General features: G+C 49.6%; 12 protein-coding genes. 4 read left to right on the forward strand and 8 right to left on the reverse strand.

All coding sequences use genetic code 11. From position 1 onward, the window contains the following. On the forward strand, positions 1 to 1,989 hold the full coding sequence (locus DW039_RS06305) for a fructose-1,6-bisphosphatase (RefSeq protein ID WP_120137550.1): 1,989 nt from the start codon (positions 1 to 3) through the stop codon (positions 1,987 to 1,989). A gap of 1 nt (position 1,990) precedes the next feature. Here DW039_RS06305 and DW039_RS06310 read toward each other — a convergent pair whose 3' ends face one another. From DW039_RS06310 to DW039_RS06340, 7 genes are all read right to left on the reverse strand, one after another. Beyond that, positions 1,991 to 3,277 (reverse strand): LA_2272 family surface repeat-containing protein, encoded by a 1,287-nt coding sequence (locus DW039_RS06310; RefSeq protein ID WP_008663090.1) that lies wholly within the window; start codon positions 3,275 to 3,277, stop codon positions 1,991 to 1,993. An 8-nt stretch (positions 3,278 to 3,285) separates the two neighbouring features. After that, positions 3,286 to 4,833 (reverse strand): sulfatase, encoded by a 1,548-nt coding sequence (locus tag DW039_RS06315; RefSeq protein ID WP_005828045.1) that lies wholly within the window; start codon positions 4,831 to 4,833, stop codon positions 3,286 to 3,288. 54 nt (positions 4,834 to 4,887) lie between these two features. Continuing rightward, on the reverse strand, positions 4,888 to 6,546 hold the full coding sequence (locus DW039_RS06320) for a long-chain fatty acid--CoA ligase (protein WP_035448166.1): 1,659 nt from the start codon (positions 6,544 to 6,546) through the stop codon (positions 4,888 to 4,890). Positions 6,547 to 6,647: 101 nt separating this feature from the next. Beyond that, on the reverse strand, positions 6,648 to 9,062 hold the full coding sequence (locus DW039_RS06325) for a TonB-dependent receptor (protein WP_120381817.1): 2,415 nt from the start codon (positions 9,060 to 9,062) through the stop codon (positions 6,648 to 6,650). 20 nt (positions 9,063 to 9,082) lie between these two features. Further along, a complete protein-coding gene (locus tag DW039_RS06330; protein ID WP_034525574.1) occupies positions 9,083 to 10,159 on the reverse strand; it encodes a GDP-L-fucose synthase in 1,077 nt (358 codons plus the stop codon). A gap of 26 nt (positions 10,160 to 10,185) precedes the next feature. Continuing rightward, on the reverse strand, positions 10,186 to 11,262 hold the full coding sequence (gmd, locus tag DW039_RS06335) for a GDP-mannose 4,6-dehydratase (protein ID WP_005828049.1): 1,077 nt from the start codon (positions 11,260 to 11,262) through the stop codon (positions 10,186 to 10,188). 74 nt (positions 11,263 to 11,336) lie between these two features. After that, positions 11,337 to 12,497 (reverse strand): dicarboxylate/amino acid:cation symporter, encoded by a 1,161-nt coding sequence (locus DW039_RS06340; protein WP_057281311.1) that lies wholly within the window; start codon positions 12,495 to 12,497, stop codon positions 11,337 to 11,339. A 128-nt stretch (positions 12,498 to 12,625) separates the two neighbouring features. Here DW039_RS06340 and gnd point away from each other — a divergent pair, with 128 nt between their 5' ends. The 3 genes from gnd to pgl are packed head-to-tail and all read left to right on the forward strand — an operon-like array spanning position 12,626 to position 16,328. Further along, positions 12,626 to 14,101, forward strand: a complete 1,476-nt coding sequence (gnd, locus tag DW039_RS06345; RefSeq protein ID WP_044467607.1) for a decarboxylating NADP(+)-dependent phosphogluconate dehydrogenase — start codon at positions 12,626 to 12,628, stop codon at positions 14,099 to 14,101. A gap of 17 nt (positions 14,102 to 14,118) precedes the next feature. After that, a complete protein-coding gene (zwf, locus tag DW039_RS06350; protein WP_057281310.1) occupies positions 14,119 to 15,615 on the forward strand; it encodes a glucose-6-phosphate dehydrogenase in 1,497 nt (498 codons plus the stop codon). Then, positions 15,612 to 16,328 (forward strand): 6-phosphogluconolactonase, encoded by a 717-nt coding sequence (gene pgl / locus DW039_RS06355; protein WP_005836269.1) that lies wholly within the window; start codon positions 15,612 to 15,614, stop codon positions 16,326 to 16,328. The genes zwf and pgl overlap by 4 nt, the downstream gene beginning before the upstream one ends. Here the strand turns inward: pgl and DW039_RS06360 are convergent. Continuing rightward, entirely contained in the window at positions 16,321 to 17,364 is a 1,044-nt protein-coding gene (locus DW039_RS06360) for a DUF2776 family protein (RefSeq protein WP_119979722.1), read from the reverse strand. The genes pgl and DW039_RS06360 overlap by 8 nt on opposite strands. Positions 17,365 to 17,450: the final 86 nt, after the last annotated feature.

Raw genomic sequence — 17,450 nt, forward strand, 5'->3', positions numbered from 1 at the left:
ATGGGAAATATAACTCCGGAAAGTATTGTCAATGACTTGCGTTATTTGCAATTATTATCACGCAGTTTTCCTACCATTGCTGATGCCAGTACGGAAATCATCAATCTGGAGGCCATTCTGAATCTGCCGAAAGGTACAGAGCATTTTCTGACGGATATTCATGGTGAGTATGAGGCTTTTCAGCATGTGCTGAAGAATGCATCGGGGGCAGTGAAACGTAAGGTGAACGAAATATTCGGGCATACACTGCGCGAAAGTGAGAAGAAGGAAATCTGTACGTTAATTTATTATCCGGAAGAGAAGCTGCAACTTATCAAGGAGCAGGAAACGGACCTGGATGACTGGTATTTGATAACACTGAACCAGTTGGTAAAAGTATGCCAGAACGTTTCGTCCAAATATACCCGTTCGAAAGTACGCAAGGCACTTCCAGCAGAGTTCTCGTATATCATTCAAGAGCTGTTGCACGAATCGAGCATCGAACCTAACAAGCATGCCTATATCAATGTCATAATCAGTACCATTATCTCTACGAAGCGTGCGGATGATTTTATTGTGGCGATGTGCAACCTTATCCAGCGCTTGACCATCGACTCGCTGCATATTGTGGGCGATATATACGACCGCGGACCGGGTGCGCATATTATCATGGATACTCTCTGTGATTATCATAATTTCGACATCCAATGGGGTAACCACGATATTCTGTGGATGGGTGCCGCATCGGGTAATGATGCTTGTATAGCCAACGTAATCCGTATGTCGATGCGCTATGCCAATTTAGCAACGCTGGAGGATGGTTATGGCATCAATCTGTTGCCGCTTGCAACGTTTGCCATGGATACCTATGCGGATGACCCTTGCACCATCTTTGCGCCGAAAATGAACTTTGCCGATGCGGAATACAATGAGAAGACCTTGCGGCTGATTACACAGATGCACAAGGCGATTACGGTTATCCAGTTGAAACTGGAGGCGGAAATCATCAGCCGCCGTCCTGAGTTCGGTATGGAGAACCGGAAACTGCTGCATCTGGTGGATTTCGAGCGTGGTGTGTTTGTATACGAAGGCAAGGAATATCCGTTGCGCGATGTAAATTTCCCCACCATAGACCCGGCAGACCCGTATCGTCTGTCGGACGAGGAGCGCGAACTGATGCACCGGATTCATTCTTCTTTCATGAACAGCGAGAAGATGAAGAAGCACATGCGCTGCTTGTTTACGTATGGCGGCATGTATCTGGTGTGCAACAGTAACCTGCTTTATCATGCTTCCGTGCCTCTGAATGCGGACGGCAGTTTCAAACATGTCCGCATCGGCCAAAAGGAATACTGGGGACGTAAGTTGCTGAAAAAGACCGACCAGCTGATACGTACCGCTTATTTTGACGAGGACGGTTCGGAAGAGAAACAGTTTGCACTGGATTATGTCTGGTACATGTGGTGCGGACCGGATGCCCCTTCCTTCGATAAAGACAAGATGGCTACCTTTGAACGCTATTTTGTGGCCGACAAAACATTGCATAAGGAGACGAAAGGACATTACTATGCCTTGCGCAACGAGGCTGAGGTGTGTGACCGCATTCTTGAAGAGTTCGGCGTGAAGCCGGGGCCACATTCGCATATCATCAACGGGCATGTACCGGTAAAGACCATTAAAGGTGAGAAGCCTATCAAAGCGGATGGTAAACTGCTGGTGATTGACGGTGGTTTTTCAAAAGCCTATCAGCCGGAAACGGGAATTGCGGGATATACGCTGGTATATCATTCCCACGGCTTGCAACTGGTGCAGCATGAACCGTTCCAGAGCCGTCAGAAAGCCATTGAAGAAGGGCAAGACATCAAGTCTACAACCCTGGTTGTCGAATTCAATTCGCAGCGTATGATGGTGAAGGATACGGACAAAGGAAGTGAACTCGTTACGCAGATTCAGGATTTGATGAAACTGCTGGTGGCGTATAGGACGGGGCTGATTAAGGAGAAACAATAATTTATAATTTCAGTATCGTCACCCCGCCCTCTACAATGATGCCTTTGTCATAGGTTTTCCCTTGGGTGTAGTAGCGGCTGCCGCCATAACCGCCGGTGAGGAATATGCCAAAGCGCTCGGTCAGGTGGTATTCCAGATTGACACGTGCCTGGAGGGCATAGAGACGTGCCGGAATGCCGTAGTCCTTGTTCTTGAAGGTTTCTATATGTTGGTATCCCAGATCTCCGCTGATGAACAGCTGTTTGTAGAGCGGTAATTCAAGACCGGCACGGTAGAAGAGGGCAGCGGAAAACTTATCGCCAAAATCCAGATAATGGGTACCGCCACCGAGGATGGTATAGAAGAGCCGGTTCTTGAAACGGGCACCTACATTCAGCTTGGTGGCATTACCACCGAAAAACATCAGTTGAACTTTTGTTTGGGGATTGGCATTGACTAATCCCAACTGGAAACCATCTAATTTTTCTTTGTAGTAGTTGAATAGACCTATTTGAAGCCCTTTGGCACGTATGGCCATATTGGCAGCGCCTATTTGTAATCCTCGGGCTGTACCACCCACCACATTGCCCAGGCCGGAAACCTGAACACCGGTCATATCTCCGGCGGTGATGTTGGTAAGGGCGGACATCTGCATGCCATTCAAGTCTTCACCGATTACACTTAGCAGGCCGGCCCCTGAAAATCCTTTGAAATTTCCACCGGAAATATTGGCGAGTCCGGCAAAGTGTATGCCGGAAGCACCTTCTCCGCTGATATTCAACAGGCCGCCTATGGAGGCGCCACGATTATAGTCCCCACTGATGTTTGCCAGACCGGAAATGATGACGCCTTGCGCATGGTTTCCGGTGATACCTACCAGTCCCGAAACGGATACTCCGATAAGGTTGTTGCCATTGATGTTGGTAATTCCTGCTATCTGCATGCCTCGCATGCTTCCCCCCACCATATTTGACAGACCTGCCATCTGTACACCGTTCACATCCCTGCCGGTTACACTGCCAAGAATATTCATGCCGAGGCCATTCAGACGGTTCATGGAGGAGAACACACCCAGATTGAAACAGGTGCTTCCTATGGTATCAGTCCGCTGTGTGGAGATGTTTTTCCATAAGGAGATATTGATACCTACCGGGCCATGGTCTGTTCGTGGAGAGCGTTGTTTCCGGAAAGATTTCTCGGAGGATTTCTGAATCGTATCCGGCTGTACGCTGCCCGGATTATGTTCTTGGGCAAGAGCTGTCCCTGCAAAAAGCAGGGACACGAGGAGGAGGGAAAGGTTTCGTTTCATACTTTTTTCTATATTTCGTCCGGCCAGGGAGCTGGTTGGCGGGTGGCACGCAACAGAGGGCGCTGCGCATCCACAGACCGGAGGTAATTACTTAATTTCCGTGACAACTCTTTGACAACTTCAGGCTTCTCTCGGGCCATATCATGTTTTTCACTGATGTCGGCGGGGATGTTGAAAAGTTCCCGTCTACCGTCACCGAAATAATACACCAGCTTCCACTCGCCCGAACGGATGGAGCAAGTGGCTCCGATGCCCGGGCCGGAAGGACCCCAGCTATTGGGATAATGCCAGTAGATATCACGGTCTTTCATTTTACCTTTTCCGGTGAGCAATGGCATGAAACTGATGCCGTCGCGTTGCTGTACGGTTGTATAGTTGTCTACGCCTGCCATCTCAAGGATAGTGGGGAAGAAGTCCTCTATCATCAGGTAATGGTCGCATTGGGTTTGGGGCGCTACGATGCCCGGCCAGCGGACAATCATCGGTTCACGTATGCCTCCTTCGTAGGCGGAACCTTTACCACTGTTGAGCGGATAGTTCTGGACATGCAGTTGTCCGGCGCGGGTATGGGCCGCCAAACCGCCATTGTCGGACATGAAGATGAGGATAGTGTTTTCCGTCAGGTTGTTCTTGTCCAAATAATCCATGATGTCTCCCAGACTTTTGTCCATACCCTCAATGAGAGTAGCATAGGCGGCTTCTACCGGAGGAAGGCCTTTGTCCAGGTACTTCTGGTAGAAACGCATGTCAGGTTGTATAGGGGTATGGATGGCATAGTGTGCCATGTATAGAAAGAATGGCTTGTCAGTCTGCTGTGCATCGTCCAGGGCCTTCATGGCCTCTATGGTAAGGGCTTCACTTAGGAAAGTGTCGGTTCCATGATATTTCTCCAGACCGGGTACGGCAGCCAGCGGGCTTTTACCGTCTGTTTTGTTACCGAAATTCTCCTTGCCATAGTAGCTGGCAGGTGAACCGGCAGCATGTCCGGCTATGTTCACTTCAAACCCCATTTTCAACGGGTCGGCTCCGGGAGTGCCTTCAGCACCAAAGTGGGCTTTTCCGCAATGAATGGTGTGATAGCCATGGTCTTTGAGCACTTCGGCCAGGGAGGTGACTTGTGTGGTCCGTTCCACGCCAGGCTCTTGACAAATGCCGTTAACGTTCCATTCCGGATAAATCATGACCGAGTCGGGTTGTTCATGGGTAGTGTTCTTACGGAGGGTCCAACTGGTGACTCGATGCCTGGCAGCATTCATTCCCGTAAAAAGGCTGACACGCGTAGGTGAACTGATGCTGCATGCATAGGCCTGCGTAAACATTTTGCCTTGTGTAGCCATCCGTTCCATGTTGGGAGTATGGTACGTATCGTTGTACTTGGTACGCTGTGTCCAAAAGGGGAGGGACGTGTCTTGCCATCCCATGTCATCCACTAGGAACAGAATGATGTTTGGCTGCTCTTTTGGAGCAGGTACGGCATCCCCAGGCGGCATGCCATACGCTTCTCCCGCCATTCCGCATATCGGAAGCATGGCGGATAATAATAATTCGTTTCTCATTTAGATAATAATTTAGAAAGGGTTAGATAGGTTGTAGTTTAATTGTTTTTTACATTATCCTTTGGCCTCCTGATACAAGAAGCGTTTGATAGATTTCTTCGGCGTTTTTTCAAATTCTTCAGGATAGATTTTCATTTTGAATATCTGGCTGTATGCGGGCAGTTCTGCATTCAGTGCCACACGGTTTTCCTCCATGACGCGTTCGATGTCGTCATTGTTCAGCCCATGGGCAAAGGCATCATCGAAGTCGGGGTAAACCAGACCTACCAGTTTCTCATTCTGCTGCACGATGATGCTTTCGGCTACATACGGCATATTGTTCAGTTTGTCTTCTATCTCTTCCGGGTAGATATTCTGACCGCTCGGACCAAGGAGCATGTTCTTGCTGCGTCCCTTGATGCTTACGTTGCCTTCGGCATCCATCAGGGCAAGGTCTCCGGTGTGCAGCCAGCCGTCTTTGTCGAGTACCTGTACGGTGGCCTCGTCGTTCTTGTAGTAACCCAGCATGACATTGGGACCACGGCAGACAATCTCTCCCGGAATGTTTTCGGGATCGGATGATAGGATTTTCACCTCCATACGCGGTGCGGCTTTTCCGCAAGAACCGGGTTTGAAGCGGGTCCAATCCTCGTAACAGATGATGGGGCCGCATTCCGTCATTCCATAGCCTACCGTATAGGGGAAATCTATCATCTTTAAGAACTGCTCCACTTCCTGGTTGAAGGCAGCTCCTCCTACAATGACTTCTGCAAAGTTTCCGCCAAAGGCTTGAATCATTTGTTCGCGTACGGTTGCTTTTATCTTGTCGTTAATGATGGGTACTTTCAGCAACAGCTTCATGGCGGGAGTTTCCAGCTTGGGCAGTACGCTCTTCTTTATAATCTTTTCGATAATGAGCGGAACAGCCACAATCAGGTTAGGCTTCACTTCGGTGAAAGCTTGGAAAATGATTTTGGGGCTGGGCATGCGAGTGAGGAAGAATATGTGGCAACCTACGGCGAATTCATACAGAAACTCGAATGCAAGTCCGTACATATGTGCCATTGGCAGCATGGAGACAATCTTGTCACCGGCTTTCAGCGGCAATACTTCGAAAGCAAAAGTAGTGTTTGACCAAAGGCTGCGGTAGGGCAGCATCACTCCTTTGGAGTAACTGGTGGTGCCGGATGTATAGTTGATGACCGCCAGTTCGTCGGGCTGGTCCTTGTGATAACTGACATGTTCCTTGCGGAAGTTCTTGGGGTATTTCTTACCGAACATTTCGTTGAGATGTTCGCGGGCATAGTCCAACTTTTCGCTGCGGGAGACAAGAATGTAGAAGTCTGCCATCATCATGATGCCCTCCAGCAACGGCATAGCACTTTCGTTGAGGTTTTCCCAAACCTGGTCGCCTACGAAAAGCAGTTTGGCTTCGGAATGGTTCACGATGTTGTGTACATTGTCTGCCTTGAACTCGTGAAGGATGGGGACGATTACCGCACCGTAGGTCAATGTTGCGAGGAACGTTACGCCCCAGTGGGAACTGTTGCGGCCACAGACGGCAATCTTATCGCCTTTCTTGATGCCGCTTGCCTCGAAAATGATATGCAGCTTTTCTATTTTGCGGGCTACGTCCTTATATTGTAGGGTTGCTCCCTTGTAATCGGTCAGAGCGTCTAAATCCCAATTTTCCTTTATGCTATTCTCTATATAGGCGATAAAACTTTGTTCCATGATATTTAATTGCACATTTGGTTGAAAATTGTGCAAATATAAGGGTTTATATATAGAAAGCAAACTTTTATAAGGAAAATAGTTTTTATGGTGGCTATTTGTTAAAATTCGACAGTTATACCTAAAGTAGGCAGGATAGTGCCGCTTTCCTGCTTGAGGTATTTCATTTTATAGCGCTGTTCGGCAACAGGAGCAGACGGATTTTCGATGATGCCCGTACTCATTATCACATCCGGCTGCTTCAGTTTGTTGCCGGTGATATTCTGTATGTCCAGATAGATTCCTATCATGCAGTGATGGAAGTAGAAGGACTTGTCCACACGCAAGTCTAACTGGGCAAAGTTGGGAAGCCGCCCGGTATTATAGTACGCATAGTCGTAGTAGGGCTGTCCTTTGGCATCCCATGCTTCTACGAGTGATGATTTGTCTTCATCATAGGGAGTGTAGGGGCTGCCGCCTATATAGCTTAGCTTGCCTCCTATGCTCCAGCGCCGGGGCAGGTTGTATGTACCGCTCATGTTGAGTATGAAACGGTTGTCCCAGGCAGATGGAATGAAGTCTCCATTTGAACGGTTGCGGTATTCGCTGCGGTATAAGGTGAAGGAGGATACGAGATTGAACTTGCCGGATGCCTGCCAGCGGAACATGGTTTCCAGTCCGTAGGCCCTGCCGCTGGCTGTAGGGACGAGTGCTTCGTTGCCGGTGACACCGTAATCGTTTCCTTTGCATGCCAACGGAATGTTGTCTTGGAGGGAAAGTGGCATACGGCTGTAACGCTTGAAGAAACCTTCTGCAGAAACCATGAACCGGTCTTGCAGGTGCCAGTCCACACCGAGGCTGCTTTCAAAGACCTGCATGTACTTCAGGTTTTTGTTGAGATATTGCCCTTCATTGTCTTTATATCCCAAAGCGGTGTAGGGAGGCAATTGGTGGTAGAGGCCGGTACTTCCGCTCAGGGTCCATTGTTCCGAGAGTTTGTAGGATGCAGAGAGGCGTGGGGAGAACTGTTTCCATAGCTGCCGCATCTTTCGGTTGTAAGTGTTGCCATCCATACGGATACCGGCAGAAAGGGCCAGACGCTTGTCGGCGGTGGTATAGTTGGAAGAGAAGAAAGCCCCCCAGCCGAAGATGTTGAGTGAGGTTTCGTAGATGGAAAGCGTACTCGAATGACTGCCGTATAGTCTTTGCCTGCTGTGGTTTGTATAGATGGAGTTGTTCAGTTCTGCTCCTTCTTTTAGGGTCCATGCTCCCAAGCGCGTTTGGTTTTCGAAACGCAGGGTGGTCTTTTGTTCTGTGGAGCGTAGGCGCAGGGTCAGGTTGTCTTCGGAAGAGTCATCGTTGTTGCGGTATTTCAGATTGCGGTTGTTCAGGTAGTTATGGCTCAGTATAAGGGATTGTACGTGCCTTCCATTGTAGTGTCTGTAAGAGGCTCCGAGAGTGAATGTTTCCTGATGGATAGTGGGGAGATAGCTGAGCAGATATTCGGCATCTTCTCCTTTTTCATCGGTATTCAGTTTCATCTTGTCAATGCCTGCAAGACCAAGCAGGGTCAGCTCGCTGTGCTCGTTGAAACGGGTTTTTGTTTTGAATTGTCCGTCAATGAAATTGGGCAGGAAGGGCAGTCCCAAAGCCTTGAACAAAAGTTGCAGGTAGGACTGGCGTGCGGAGAACAGATAAGTGGTGCGCTGCCCCAGATGGCCTGCTCCGCTGAGCGAGACTTCCGATGCGCCGATGGTGGCTTTGAACGCCTGCTTGTCCGGATTTCCGTCCTTGAGGCGGAAGTCGAGGACGGAACTCAAGGCTCCGGAGCGGTTGGCGGGGAAGGCGCCCGTATAAAATGTAATCTCGCGTATCAGGTCGGCATTGACAATACTTACCGGTCCTCCGGATGCACCCTGAGTGGCAAAGTGGTTGATGTTGGGGATTTCGATGCCATCCATATAAAAGCGGTTTTCGGAAGGAGAACCGCCCCGAACAATCAAGTCGTTGCGATAGCCGATGGGAGAGAAAGAGACGCCGGGATAGGAGCGTACGATGCGCGAAACATCCCGGTTGGCTCCGGGACTTTTCTCTATTTCCTGCAAGCCGATGATACGCATGCTGACCGGGCTTTCGATACTTCGCCGGAAGGGAGAAGGCACCACCACTACTGTGTTCAGCAGATTGGCATCCTCTTCCATCTCTATCTCGATGAACGGGGTTGAGGCTGAAACAATATATTCGGGGGTGGAAACAGTCTGGTATCCTATGCAGGATGCCTCAAGGCTATAGATGCCCGGAGGTACCTGCTCTATCTTGAATGTGCCGAGTGAATCGGTGGATGCCCCTTTCCCGGGGATGCCGGCAACGAAAACGTTGGCGTAGGCCACGGGTTGTCTGGACTGTCTGTCGATGACTTTGCCGCGAACGGAATAGGTCACGGGAGCTATCATGGCATTCATGGTTGGGCTGATACCTGATAAAAGTATCAGCAATATAAACAATACAGTTCCCACCTTGTACCGTATGGCATTCATGGCTAATCAGACGTCACTAATTACTTTCCCAAGTACCATCGGTACATGCGTTGCACACCTTCCTCGATATCAATCTTATGATGCCATCCCAATGCATGTAACTTACCGGGATCGGTCAGTTTGCGCATGGTGCCGTCGGGTTTGGAAGTGTCGAAGGTCAACCGGCCCTGATAGCCTACGGTGTTGACAATCAGCTCTGCCAACTGGCGGATAGTGATTTCCTTGCCCGTACCGATATTGATGTGACAGTTGCGGATTTCCTTGTCGTCCGGCTCGAAGGTATCTTTGAAGTCGACGTGTTCCATGACGAAGACGCTGGCATCTGCCATCTCCTCGCTCCAGAGGAATTCGCGCAAGGGGGTGCCGGTACCCCATAATCTCACTTCTTCTTCGCTGATGCCGTATTTCCGGAGGATATTCAGAATGTCTTCTTTGCTGCTGTCGCCGTTGATGCCTTCCACCGGACGCAGGTTCATGTCGTGGCGTACGGCATCCCAGTCGCCTTGTTTCAGGCAGTGGGCGAGGTGTATCTTGCGTATCATGGCAGGGAGCACGTGGCTGCGTTCCAGGTCGAAGTTGTCGTTGGGACCGTAAAGGTTGGTGGGCATCACGGCAATGTAGTTCGTACCGTATTGAAGATTGAAGCTTTCGCACATTTTCAGTCCGGCTATTTTGGCGATGGCATAGGGCTCGTTCGTGTATTCCAGCGGAGAAGTGAGGAGTGCGTCTTCTTTCATCGGCTGTTCGGCATCACGGGGATAGATGCAGGTGCTGCCAAGAAAGAGAAGTTTTTTCACTCCGTGGCGGAAGCTTTCGCCGATGACGTTCTGTTGTATCTGCAGGTTCTTGTAGATGAAATCGGCACGGTAGATACTGTTGGCCATAATGCCACCCACAAAGGCGGCGGCAAGGAATACATATTCGGGCTGCTCCTCGTCGAAGAAGCGGCGTACGGCAACTCCGTCGAGCAGATCGAGTTCTGTGTGGGTCTTGCCGATGAGATTGGTGTATCCTTTCTCCTCAAGATTTTTCCAGATGGCAGAACCTACCAGTCCCCGGTGGCCTGCTACATATATTTTGGCATTTTTGTCTAACATTGTTGTCTGAAAGTTTAATTGTTCATTCAAAGCTCTTTGCTTCTTAAATACAGTTTCTTCACAAATTTCATGTCGTGCTCTGCCATGATGCGTACCAACTCTTCAAAACTGGTCTGCCTCGGATTCCATCCCAGCAGTGTTTTTGCTTTGGTGGGGTCGCCCAGCAATTGTTCCACTTCGGCAGGCCGGAAATATTTGGGGTCGACTTCCACGAGGACTTTTCCGGTCTGTGTGTCGATACCCTTCTCGTCCACTCCCTGGCCTTCCCAGCGCAGAGTGATGCCTACCTCCCGGAATGCCAGTGTCGCAAATTCGCGTACGGTATGCATTTCTCCGGTGGCAATGACGAAGTCTTCGGGGGTGTCGTGCTGCAGGATGAGCCACATGCACTCGATGTAGTCTTTGGCATATCCCCAGTCGCGCCGGGCATCCAGATTGCCCAGATACAGCTTGTCCTGGAAGCCTTGGGCGATGCGGGCAGCCGCCAGTGTGATTTTTCTTGTCACGAAGGTTTCACCTCGGCGTTCGCTCTCGTGGTTGAAGAGTATGCCGTTTACAGCAAACATGCCATAGCTTTCGCGGTAGTTCTTTGTAATCCAAAAGCCATACTGTTTGGCTACGCCATAGGGGCTGCGGGGATAGAACGGGGTCGTTTCGCTTTGCGGCACTTCCTGCACTTTTCCGAAGAGCTCGGAAGTGGAGGCCTGGTAGATGCGTGTCTTCTTTTCCATACCGAGAATGCGTACGGCTTCGAGCATGCGCAGGGTGCCTACGGCATCGGTTTCGGCGGTATATTCGGGCACGTCGAAGGATACTTTGACATGGCTTTGAGCGGCAAGGTTATATATTTCGTCCGGCTGCACACTCTGGATGATACGGATGAGAGAGCTGGAGTCTGTCATGTCTCCATAGTGCAGGTTAATGGTACGTTTCTGTTTCATGTCGCGTACCCACTCATCGAAGTAGAGGTGTTCGATGCGGCCGGTGTTGAAAGAGGAAGAGCGACGCAGGATACCGTGCACTTCATATCCTTTCTGCAGGAGGAATTCGGCAAGGAACGAGCCGTCCTGCCCGGTAATGCCGGAGATAAGGGCTTTCTTCATAATGTATGCTTCTTGTTATTATGTCTTTTCGGACTGCAATATTCGTTATTTTCCACGAGATAGCAAAATATAAACTATTTCTTTCCCATCACTTTGTCGATAATCAGTGCGATTGCCCCGTCGCCCGTCACATTGCAGGCAGTACCGAAGCTGTCCATCGCTATGTATAGTGCAATCATCAGCGCTTGTGCCGACTCGTCGAAGCCCAGCATGGATTGCAGGATGCCCAGTGATGCCATGATGGCGCCTCCCGGTACCCCGGGAGCGGCTACCATAGTGATGCCCAGCATGAAGATAAATCCTGCAAATAGAGGGAAATCATGGGGCATGCCTTGCATTATCATCAGTGCCAGGGCGCATGCCACAATCTTCAATGTGCTGCCCGACAGATGGATGGTGGCGCAAAGTGGGATGACGAATCCGGCAATATCGGCAGAGACGCCGTTCTTCCGACTTTGCTCCAATGTTACAGGGATAGTGGCGGCACTGGATTGAGTGCCTAGAGCCGTGAAGTAGGCAGGCATCATTCGTCCCAGTAGTTTGAGAGGGTTCTTGCGGACAAACAGTGCCGCAATGCTGTATTGGAATACCAGGAGAAAGATGTGAAGCAGGAAGATTACACCGATAATCTTAATAAAGACCATCAGGATGCCGAATACTTGTCCACTGTGCGTCATGTTGAGGAAAATGCCGAAAATATAGATGGGAAGCAGCGGCAATATCACTGCACTGATCATGCGGATGACAATCTCTTGAAAATCGCGCGCCGCATTTTTCAGTACCTCGCTTTTCAGATGAGCCAGGCCCAGCCCCAGTGTGAAGGCAAGTACGAGTGCGGTCATAACATTCATCAATGGCGGGATGCCCACGGAAAAATAGGGAAGAATACCTTGAGATTCACTGACTTCTTCTAACGGCACCCCGGTTTCTATGAGGGAAGGAAATACCGCCACACCGGTGAAGTAGGAGAGAAAGCCGGAGAATAGGGTAGCTCCGTAAGCAATGAGCGCTGTGAAGACCAGCATCCGTCCGGCTCCTTTGCCGATGTCGGCAATGGCAATCGTGACTAGCCCCACAATGATGAGGGGGATGGAGAAGTTCAGGAATTCACTGAAAATGGCATTGAATGTTACGAACAGCCGTACCAGCGAAGCCGGTAGGAAATTTCCGAAAAGTATACCTAAGATAATGGCAATGATGATGCGTGGCAATAGTCCGATGTGGAAGTTCTTCATGAGCATTGGTTTTCTGTCTGGTTGAAAAATAGGCTTTCGCTGACAAAAGTACTATTTTATTTTCGTAATTCATACGAACAAATGCTGTTAGCATTTTGTTTCCATATAAAGACAAAATTTACATGAATATGAAGAATTTAAATAAAACAGACATTGGACTTATCGGTCTGGCAGTTATGGGCGAGAATTTGGCCCTCAATATGGCAGATAAGGGATGGAATGTTTCGGTATATAATCGTACGGTTCCGGGAGTGGAAGAAGGGGTGGTGGAACGTTTTGTGAACGGCCGCGCCAAAGGGAAAAAAATTGAAGGCTATACAGACATAGCCGAATTTGTAACTTCCATTACCACACCTCGCAAAATAATGATGATGGTTCGTGCCGGCAGTGCGGTGGATGAGCTGATGGAACAGCTGTTTCCCCATTTGTCCGAAGGGGATATCTTGATTGACGGTGGTAATTCCAATTATGAGGACACCAACCGGCGTGTGGCATTGGCCGAAAAGAAAGGCTTCCGTTTTGTGGGAGCCGGAGTTTCCGGTGGAGAGGAAGGGGCGCTGAACGGCGCGTCTATCATGCCCGGAGGCTCTGAAAGTGCCTGGCCTGAGGTGAAGCCTATCCTGCAGAGTATTGCGGCAAAAGCATCTGACGGTACTCCGTGCTGCCAGTGGATTGGTCCTGCCGGTTCCGGTCATTTCGTCAAGATGATACATAACGGTATCGAATATGGAGATATGCAGCTTATTGCCGAAGCTTATTGGGTGATGAAGAATCTGCTTGGTCTGGACAATGGACAGATGGCGGAAATCTTTGCTGATTGGAATGAGGGTAAGTTGCGTAGCTATCTCATTGAAATTACCGCCAACATACTGCGTCATAAGGACAAATCAGGAGGTTACCTGATAGATAAGATATTGGATACCGCCGGACAGAAAGGTACGGGCAAGTGGTCCGTTATCAATGCGATGGAGCTGGGCATGCCGTTGGGGCTGATTGCTACGGCTGTGTTCGAACGTAGTTTGTCGGCACAGAAGGGTTTGCGTGAAACGGCTTCCAAGCAATTTGTGTGCCGACGCTCGCAGGCGGTGTACAACAAGTCGGAGATGGTGAAGGATATCTATTCCGCACTCTATGCTTCCAAATTGGTGTCATATGCTCAAGGATTTGCCGTGTTGCAGCGTGCATCCGACGCTTTTGCCTGGAACCTCGATTTGGCATCCATCGCACGCATGTGGCGGGGCGGCTGCATCATCCGTAGTATTTTCCTGAACGACATAGCTACGGCTTTCGAGGCAAAAGACAAGCCAAAACATCTGCTGTTGGCACCTTATTTCAAAAATGAAATGCAGCTGTTGCTTTCCGGCTGGAAACATCTGGTGGCACAATCCATGAAAGAGGAACTTCCGGTGCCTGCATTCTCGTCCGCCTTGAATTATTTCTATTCGCTGGTGTCTGCCAAGTTGCCTGCCAATATGATTCAGGCGCAACGTGACTATTTTGGTGCGCATACCTTTGAAAGGACAGACGAGTTGCGTGGACAGTTTTTCCATGAAAATTGGACGGGACACGGAGGAGATACGAAATCGGGTACGTACAATGTGTGAGAAAGGGGGAGAAGATGATGAATAAATTAGTGATTGTTATATTCGGCGCTTCGGGTGACTTGACGAAGCGCAAACTGATGCCGGCGCTCTATACTTTATATAGTGGCGGGCGGTTGCCGGAAGGATTCTCCATTCTGGGGATAGGACGCACCGAGTATACGGATGCCCGTTACCAAGAATATATAATGAGTGAATTGAGTAAGTTCGTAGCTTCCAAAGAGCAGGTGGAAGATAAAATGAGGGATTTTTGCAGCCATCTGCATTACCAGACATTGGATCCCGCCGAGGTTGAAGGTTATCATCTGCTGGACGGACGTTTACAAGAGTTTACCGGTGAGAAGAAACCGGACAACCTGCTGTTCTATCTGGCTACTCCACCTTCCTTGTACGGTGTCATTCCCTTGCACTTGAAGGCGGCCGGTCTGAACCGTCCTGATACGCGTATCATCGTTGAAAAGCCGTTCGGTTACGATTTGGAGTCAGCCAGAAAGCTGAATAGCATTTATGCTTCCGTTTTCAAGGAGCATCAGATTTACCGCATCGACCATTTTCTGGGTAAGGAAACGGCGCAGAACATTCTCGCCTTCCGTTTTGCCAACGGAATCTTCGAACCGCTATGGAACCGTAATTATATAGACTATGTGGAGATTACAGCCGTAGAGAATCTGGGTATCGAAGGACGTGGTGGATTCTATGAAGGTGCCGGAGCCCTGCGCGATATGGTACAAAACCACCTCATACAGCTTGTGGCGCTCACAGCATTGGAACCGCCTGCCGTTTTCAATGCCGATAATTTCCGCAACGAGGTGGTGAAGGTCTATGAGTCATTGGCCCCCTTGACAGAGGAGGATTTGGAGGAACACATTGTCCGCGGACAATATACGGCTTCGGGCTCGAAAGCCGGGTATAGGGAAGAGAAGAACGTGGCACCTGATTCGCGTACCGAAACGTATATTGCCATGAAAATCGGTATTAACAACTGGCGGTGGAAGGGTGTTCCTTTCTATATCCGTACCGGCAAACAAATGCCGACAAAGGTGACTGAGATTGTTGTACATTTCCGTGAGACGCCCCATCAGATGTTTCGTTGCGAGGGTGGACATTGTCCCCGCGCGAATAAGCTGATTCTCCGCCTGCAACCCAATGAAGGCATTGTGCTGAAATTCGGCATGAAGACTCCCGGACCGGGATTTGACGTGAAGCAGGTGATGATGGACTTCAGTTATGACCAGTTGGGCGGGTTGCCTACCGGCGATGCCTATGCCCGTCTGATAGAGGACTGCATACAAGGTGACCCTACACTCTTTACCCGCAGCGACGCGGTAGAGGCTTCATGGCGCTTTTTCGATCCCGTGTTGCGCTATTGGAAAGAGCATACGGATGCTCCTTTATATGGGTATCCCGTAGGTACGTGGGGACCTTTGGAAAGTGAAGCGATGATGCACGAACATGGTGCTGAGTGGACTAATCCGTGTAAGAATTTGACTAATACAGATGAATATTGCGAGTTATGAAAAGTTATGTTTACCATTCGGCTACAGCTACGGCACATGCGTTGATTGAACATTTGATTGCGATGATGGAGCGTGAGCCGGAAAAGACCTTTTATTTTGCATTCAGTGGGGGAAGTACTCCTTCGCTGATGTTTGACATTTGGGCCAACGAGTACAAGGAGGTGACTCCTTGGATGCGGATGCGGATTTATTGGGTGGATGAACGGTGTGTGCCGGCAGAGGATTATGAGAGCAATTATGGTACTATGCGCCGTTTGCTGTTGGATGAAGTAGGCATGCCCGATGAATACGTTTACCCTATTTATGGAGTGAACCGCCCGGAGATTGAAGCAAAGAACTATTCGACGCTGGTTTGCCGCACGGTTCCGCTTTGGGGTGGCTTCCCGGCCTTCGATGTCGTTTTGCTCGGTGCTGGAGACGACGGGCATACCTCCTCTATCTTTCCGGGGCAGGAATATCTGCTTTCTTCCTTTCATCCTTATGAGGTGAGTGTCAATCCCTATAATGGGCAGAAACGCATAGCCATGACCGGCTGCCTTTTGTTTGCTGCGAAGAATCTTATTTTCTTTATTACCGGCAAGAATAAGGCGGATGTGGTCCGCGATATTCTTGATTCCGGGGATACCGGTCCGGCAGCTTATGTGGCCCACCATGCCGAGCGTGTGGAATTGTTCCTCGATGCTCAGGCCAATGGCGGGAAAATGTCTACTTAGATGTACCGCTCTCCAGAATGCTTACGATGGAGAATAATGTAAAGCAGATGCCTCCCAAACCTGCCAGTACGCGTGCAGGGACAAAATAGGCATTGTGCAGGCTTGCCATCTCAAACAGAAAGGCGGAGAGAAACAGACAAGCCAGGGCCGTGAAGACCGGAATCAGCGGGATGCGGTTGGCCAGCTTGAAAGTGTTCCGCCAGATGGCGGCAAGTAGTATGACTTTGCTGGAAATGCTGTAGCATACCAGTCCCAGGCCTATCATAATATATCCTGTGGAGGAGAGTGCCGGATTGCTGTTGGCCAAGACCAGAAGTCCCCAGAGAATGCTGATGCTGCCCATTATCAAAACAAGGGCCGGCCATTGTTTCCGTTCAGCCTTTGTATAGTTGTTGCGTATCTGGCGGACGATGGTTGCAACCAGCGCCACCAAGCTGGAACAGATACAAGCAAGTCCTGCCATGACATGGCCTGCTACATAATATGCATTGTGCTCGCTGCTTTTTGACAATAGCCAGAAGGCCCATATCCATGCCATTACTGCCATAAGGGTGGCAACTGCTATCAGGATATATCCCTGGGAGGAATTGAATGCATCGGCAGGTTGTAGCTGGTCGGTACGTTCCGAGTTGGCGGGAATGAGGGTGAAGCGGGTGGAGGCTGTGGCTGTGGTAGCTACACAAGCTGTGATGAAACCGACTCCGCAAATCACGTGTCCTGCCACGAAATTGCTTGCCGTGGCAGCTTCGTGCATATAATTCCAACCATAGATTACTGTGAGTACGGCTGCCAGGTAACCAATAACCGGAAGTGCGTATCTGGCTATCGGATTGTAGGTATGAATAATTTGTCTAATGATTGTTGCCGCTGTGGCGAACAAGGCAATGCAAATCATCCCTAAGGAAAATACTACCGGACCGGCCACAAATTTTGCCGAATCCAGTCCTTCGTGGAGCACAAAGGCTCCGTAGCCGAAACAGAAAAGGGCCATCAACAAGGGTATAGCCCTGAAAAGAATACTGATACCGTAATTCATAACTGTTGTTTTTAGAGTTTCCCCTTCAAACAGCGTTTCTGTGGCTTTGTTCCTCCTTTTAAGATTTATTTGTGATGAGAAGTGTT

The organism is Bacteroides sp. AF39-16AC, assembly GCF_003602735.1.
Taxonomy (GTDB): domain Bacteria; phylum Bacteroidota; class Bacteroidia; order Bacteroidales; family Bacteroidaceae; genus Bacteroides; species Bacteroides uniformis.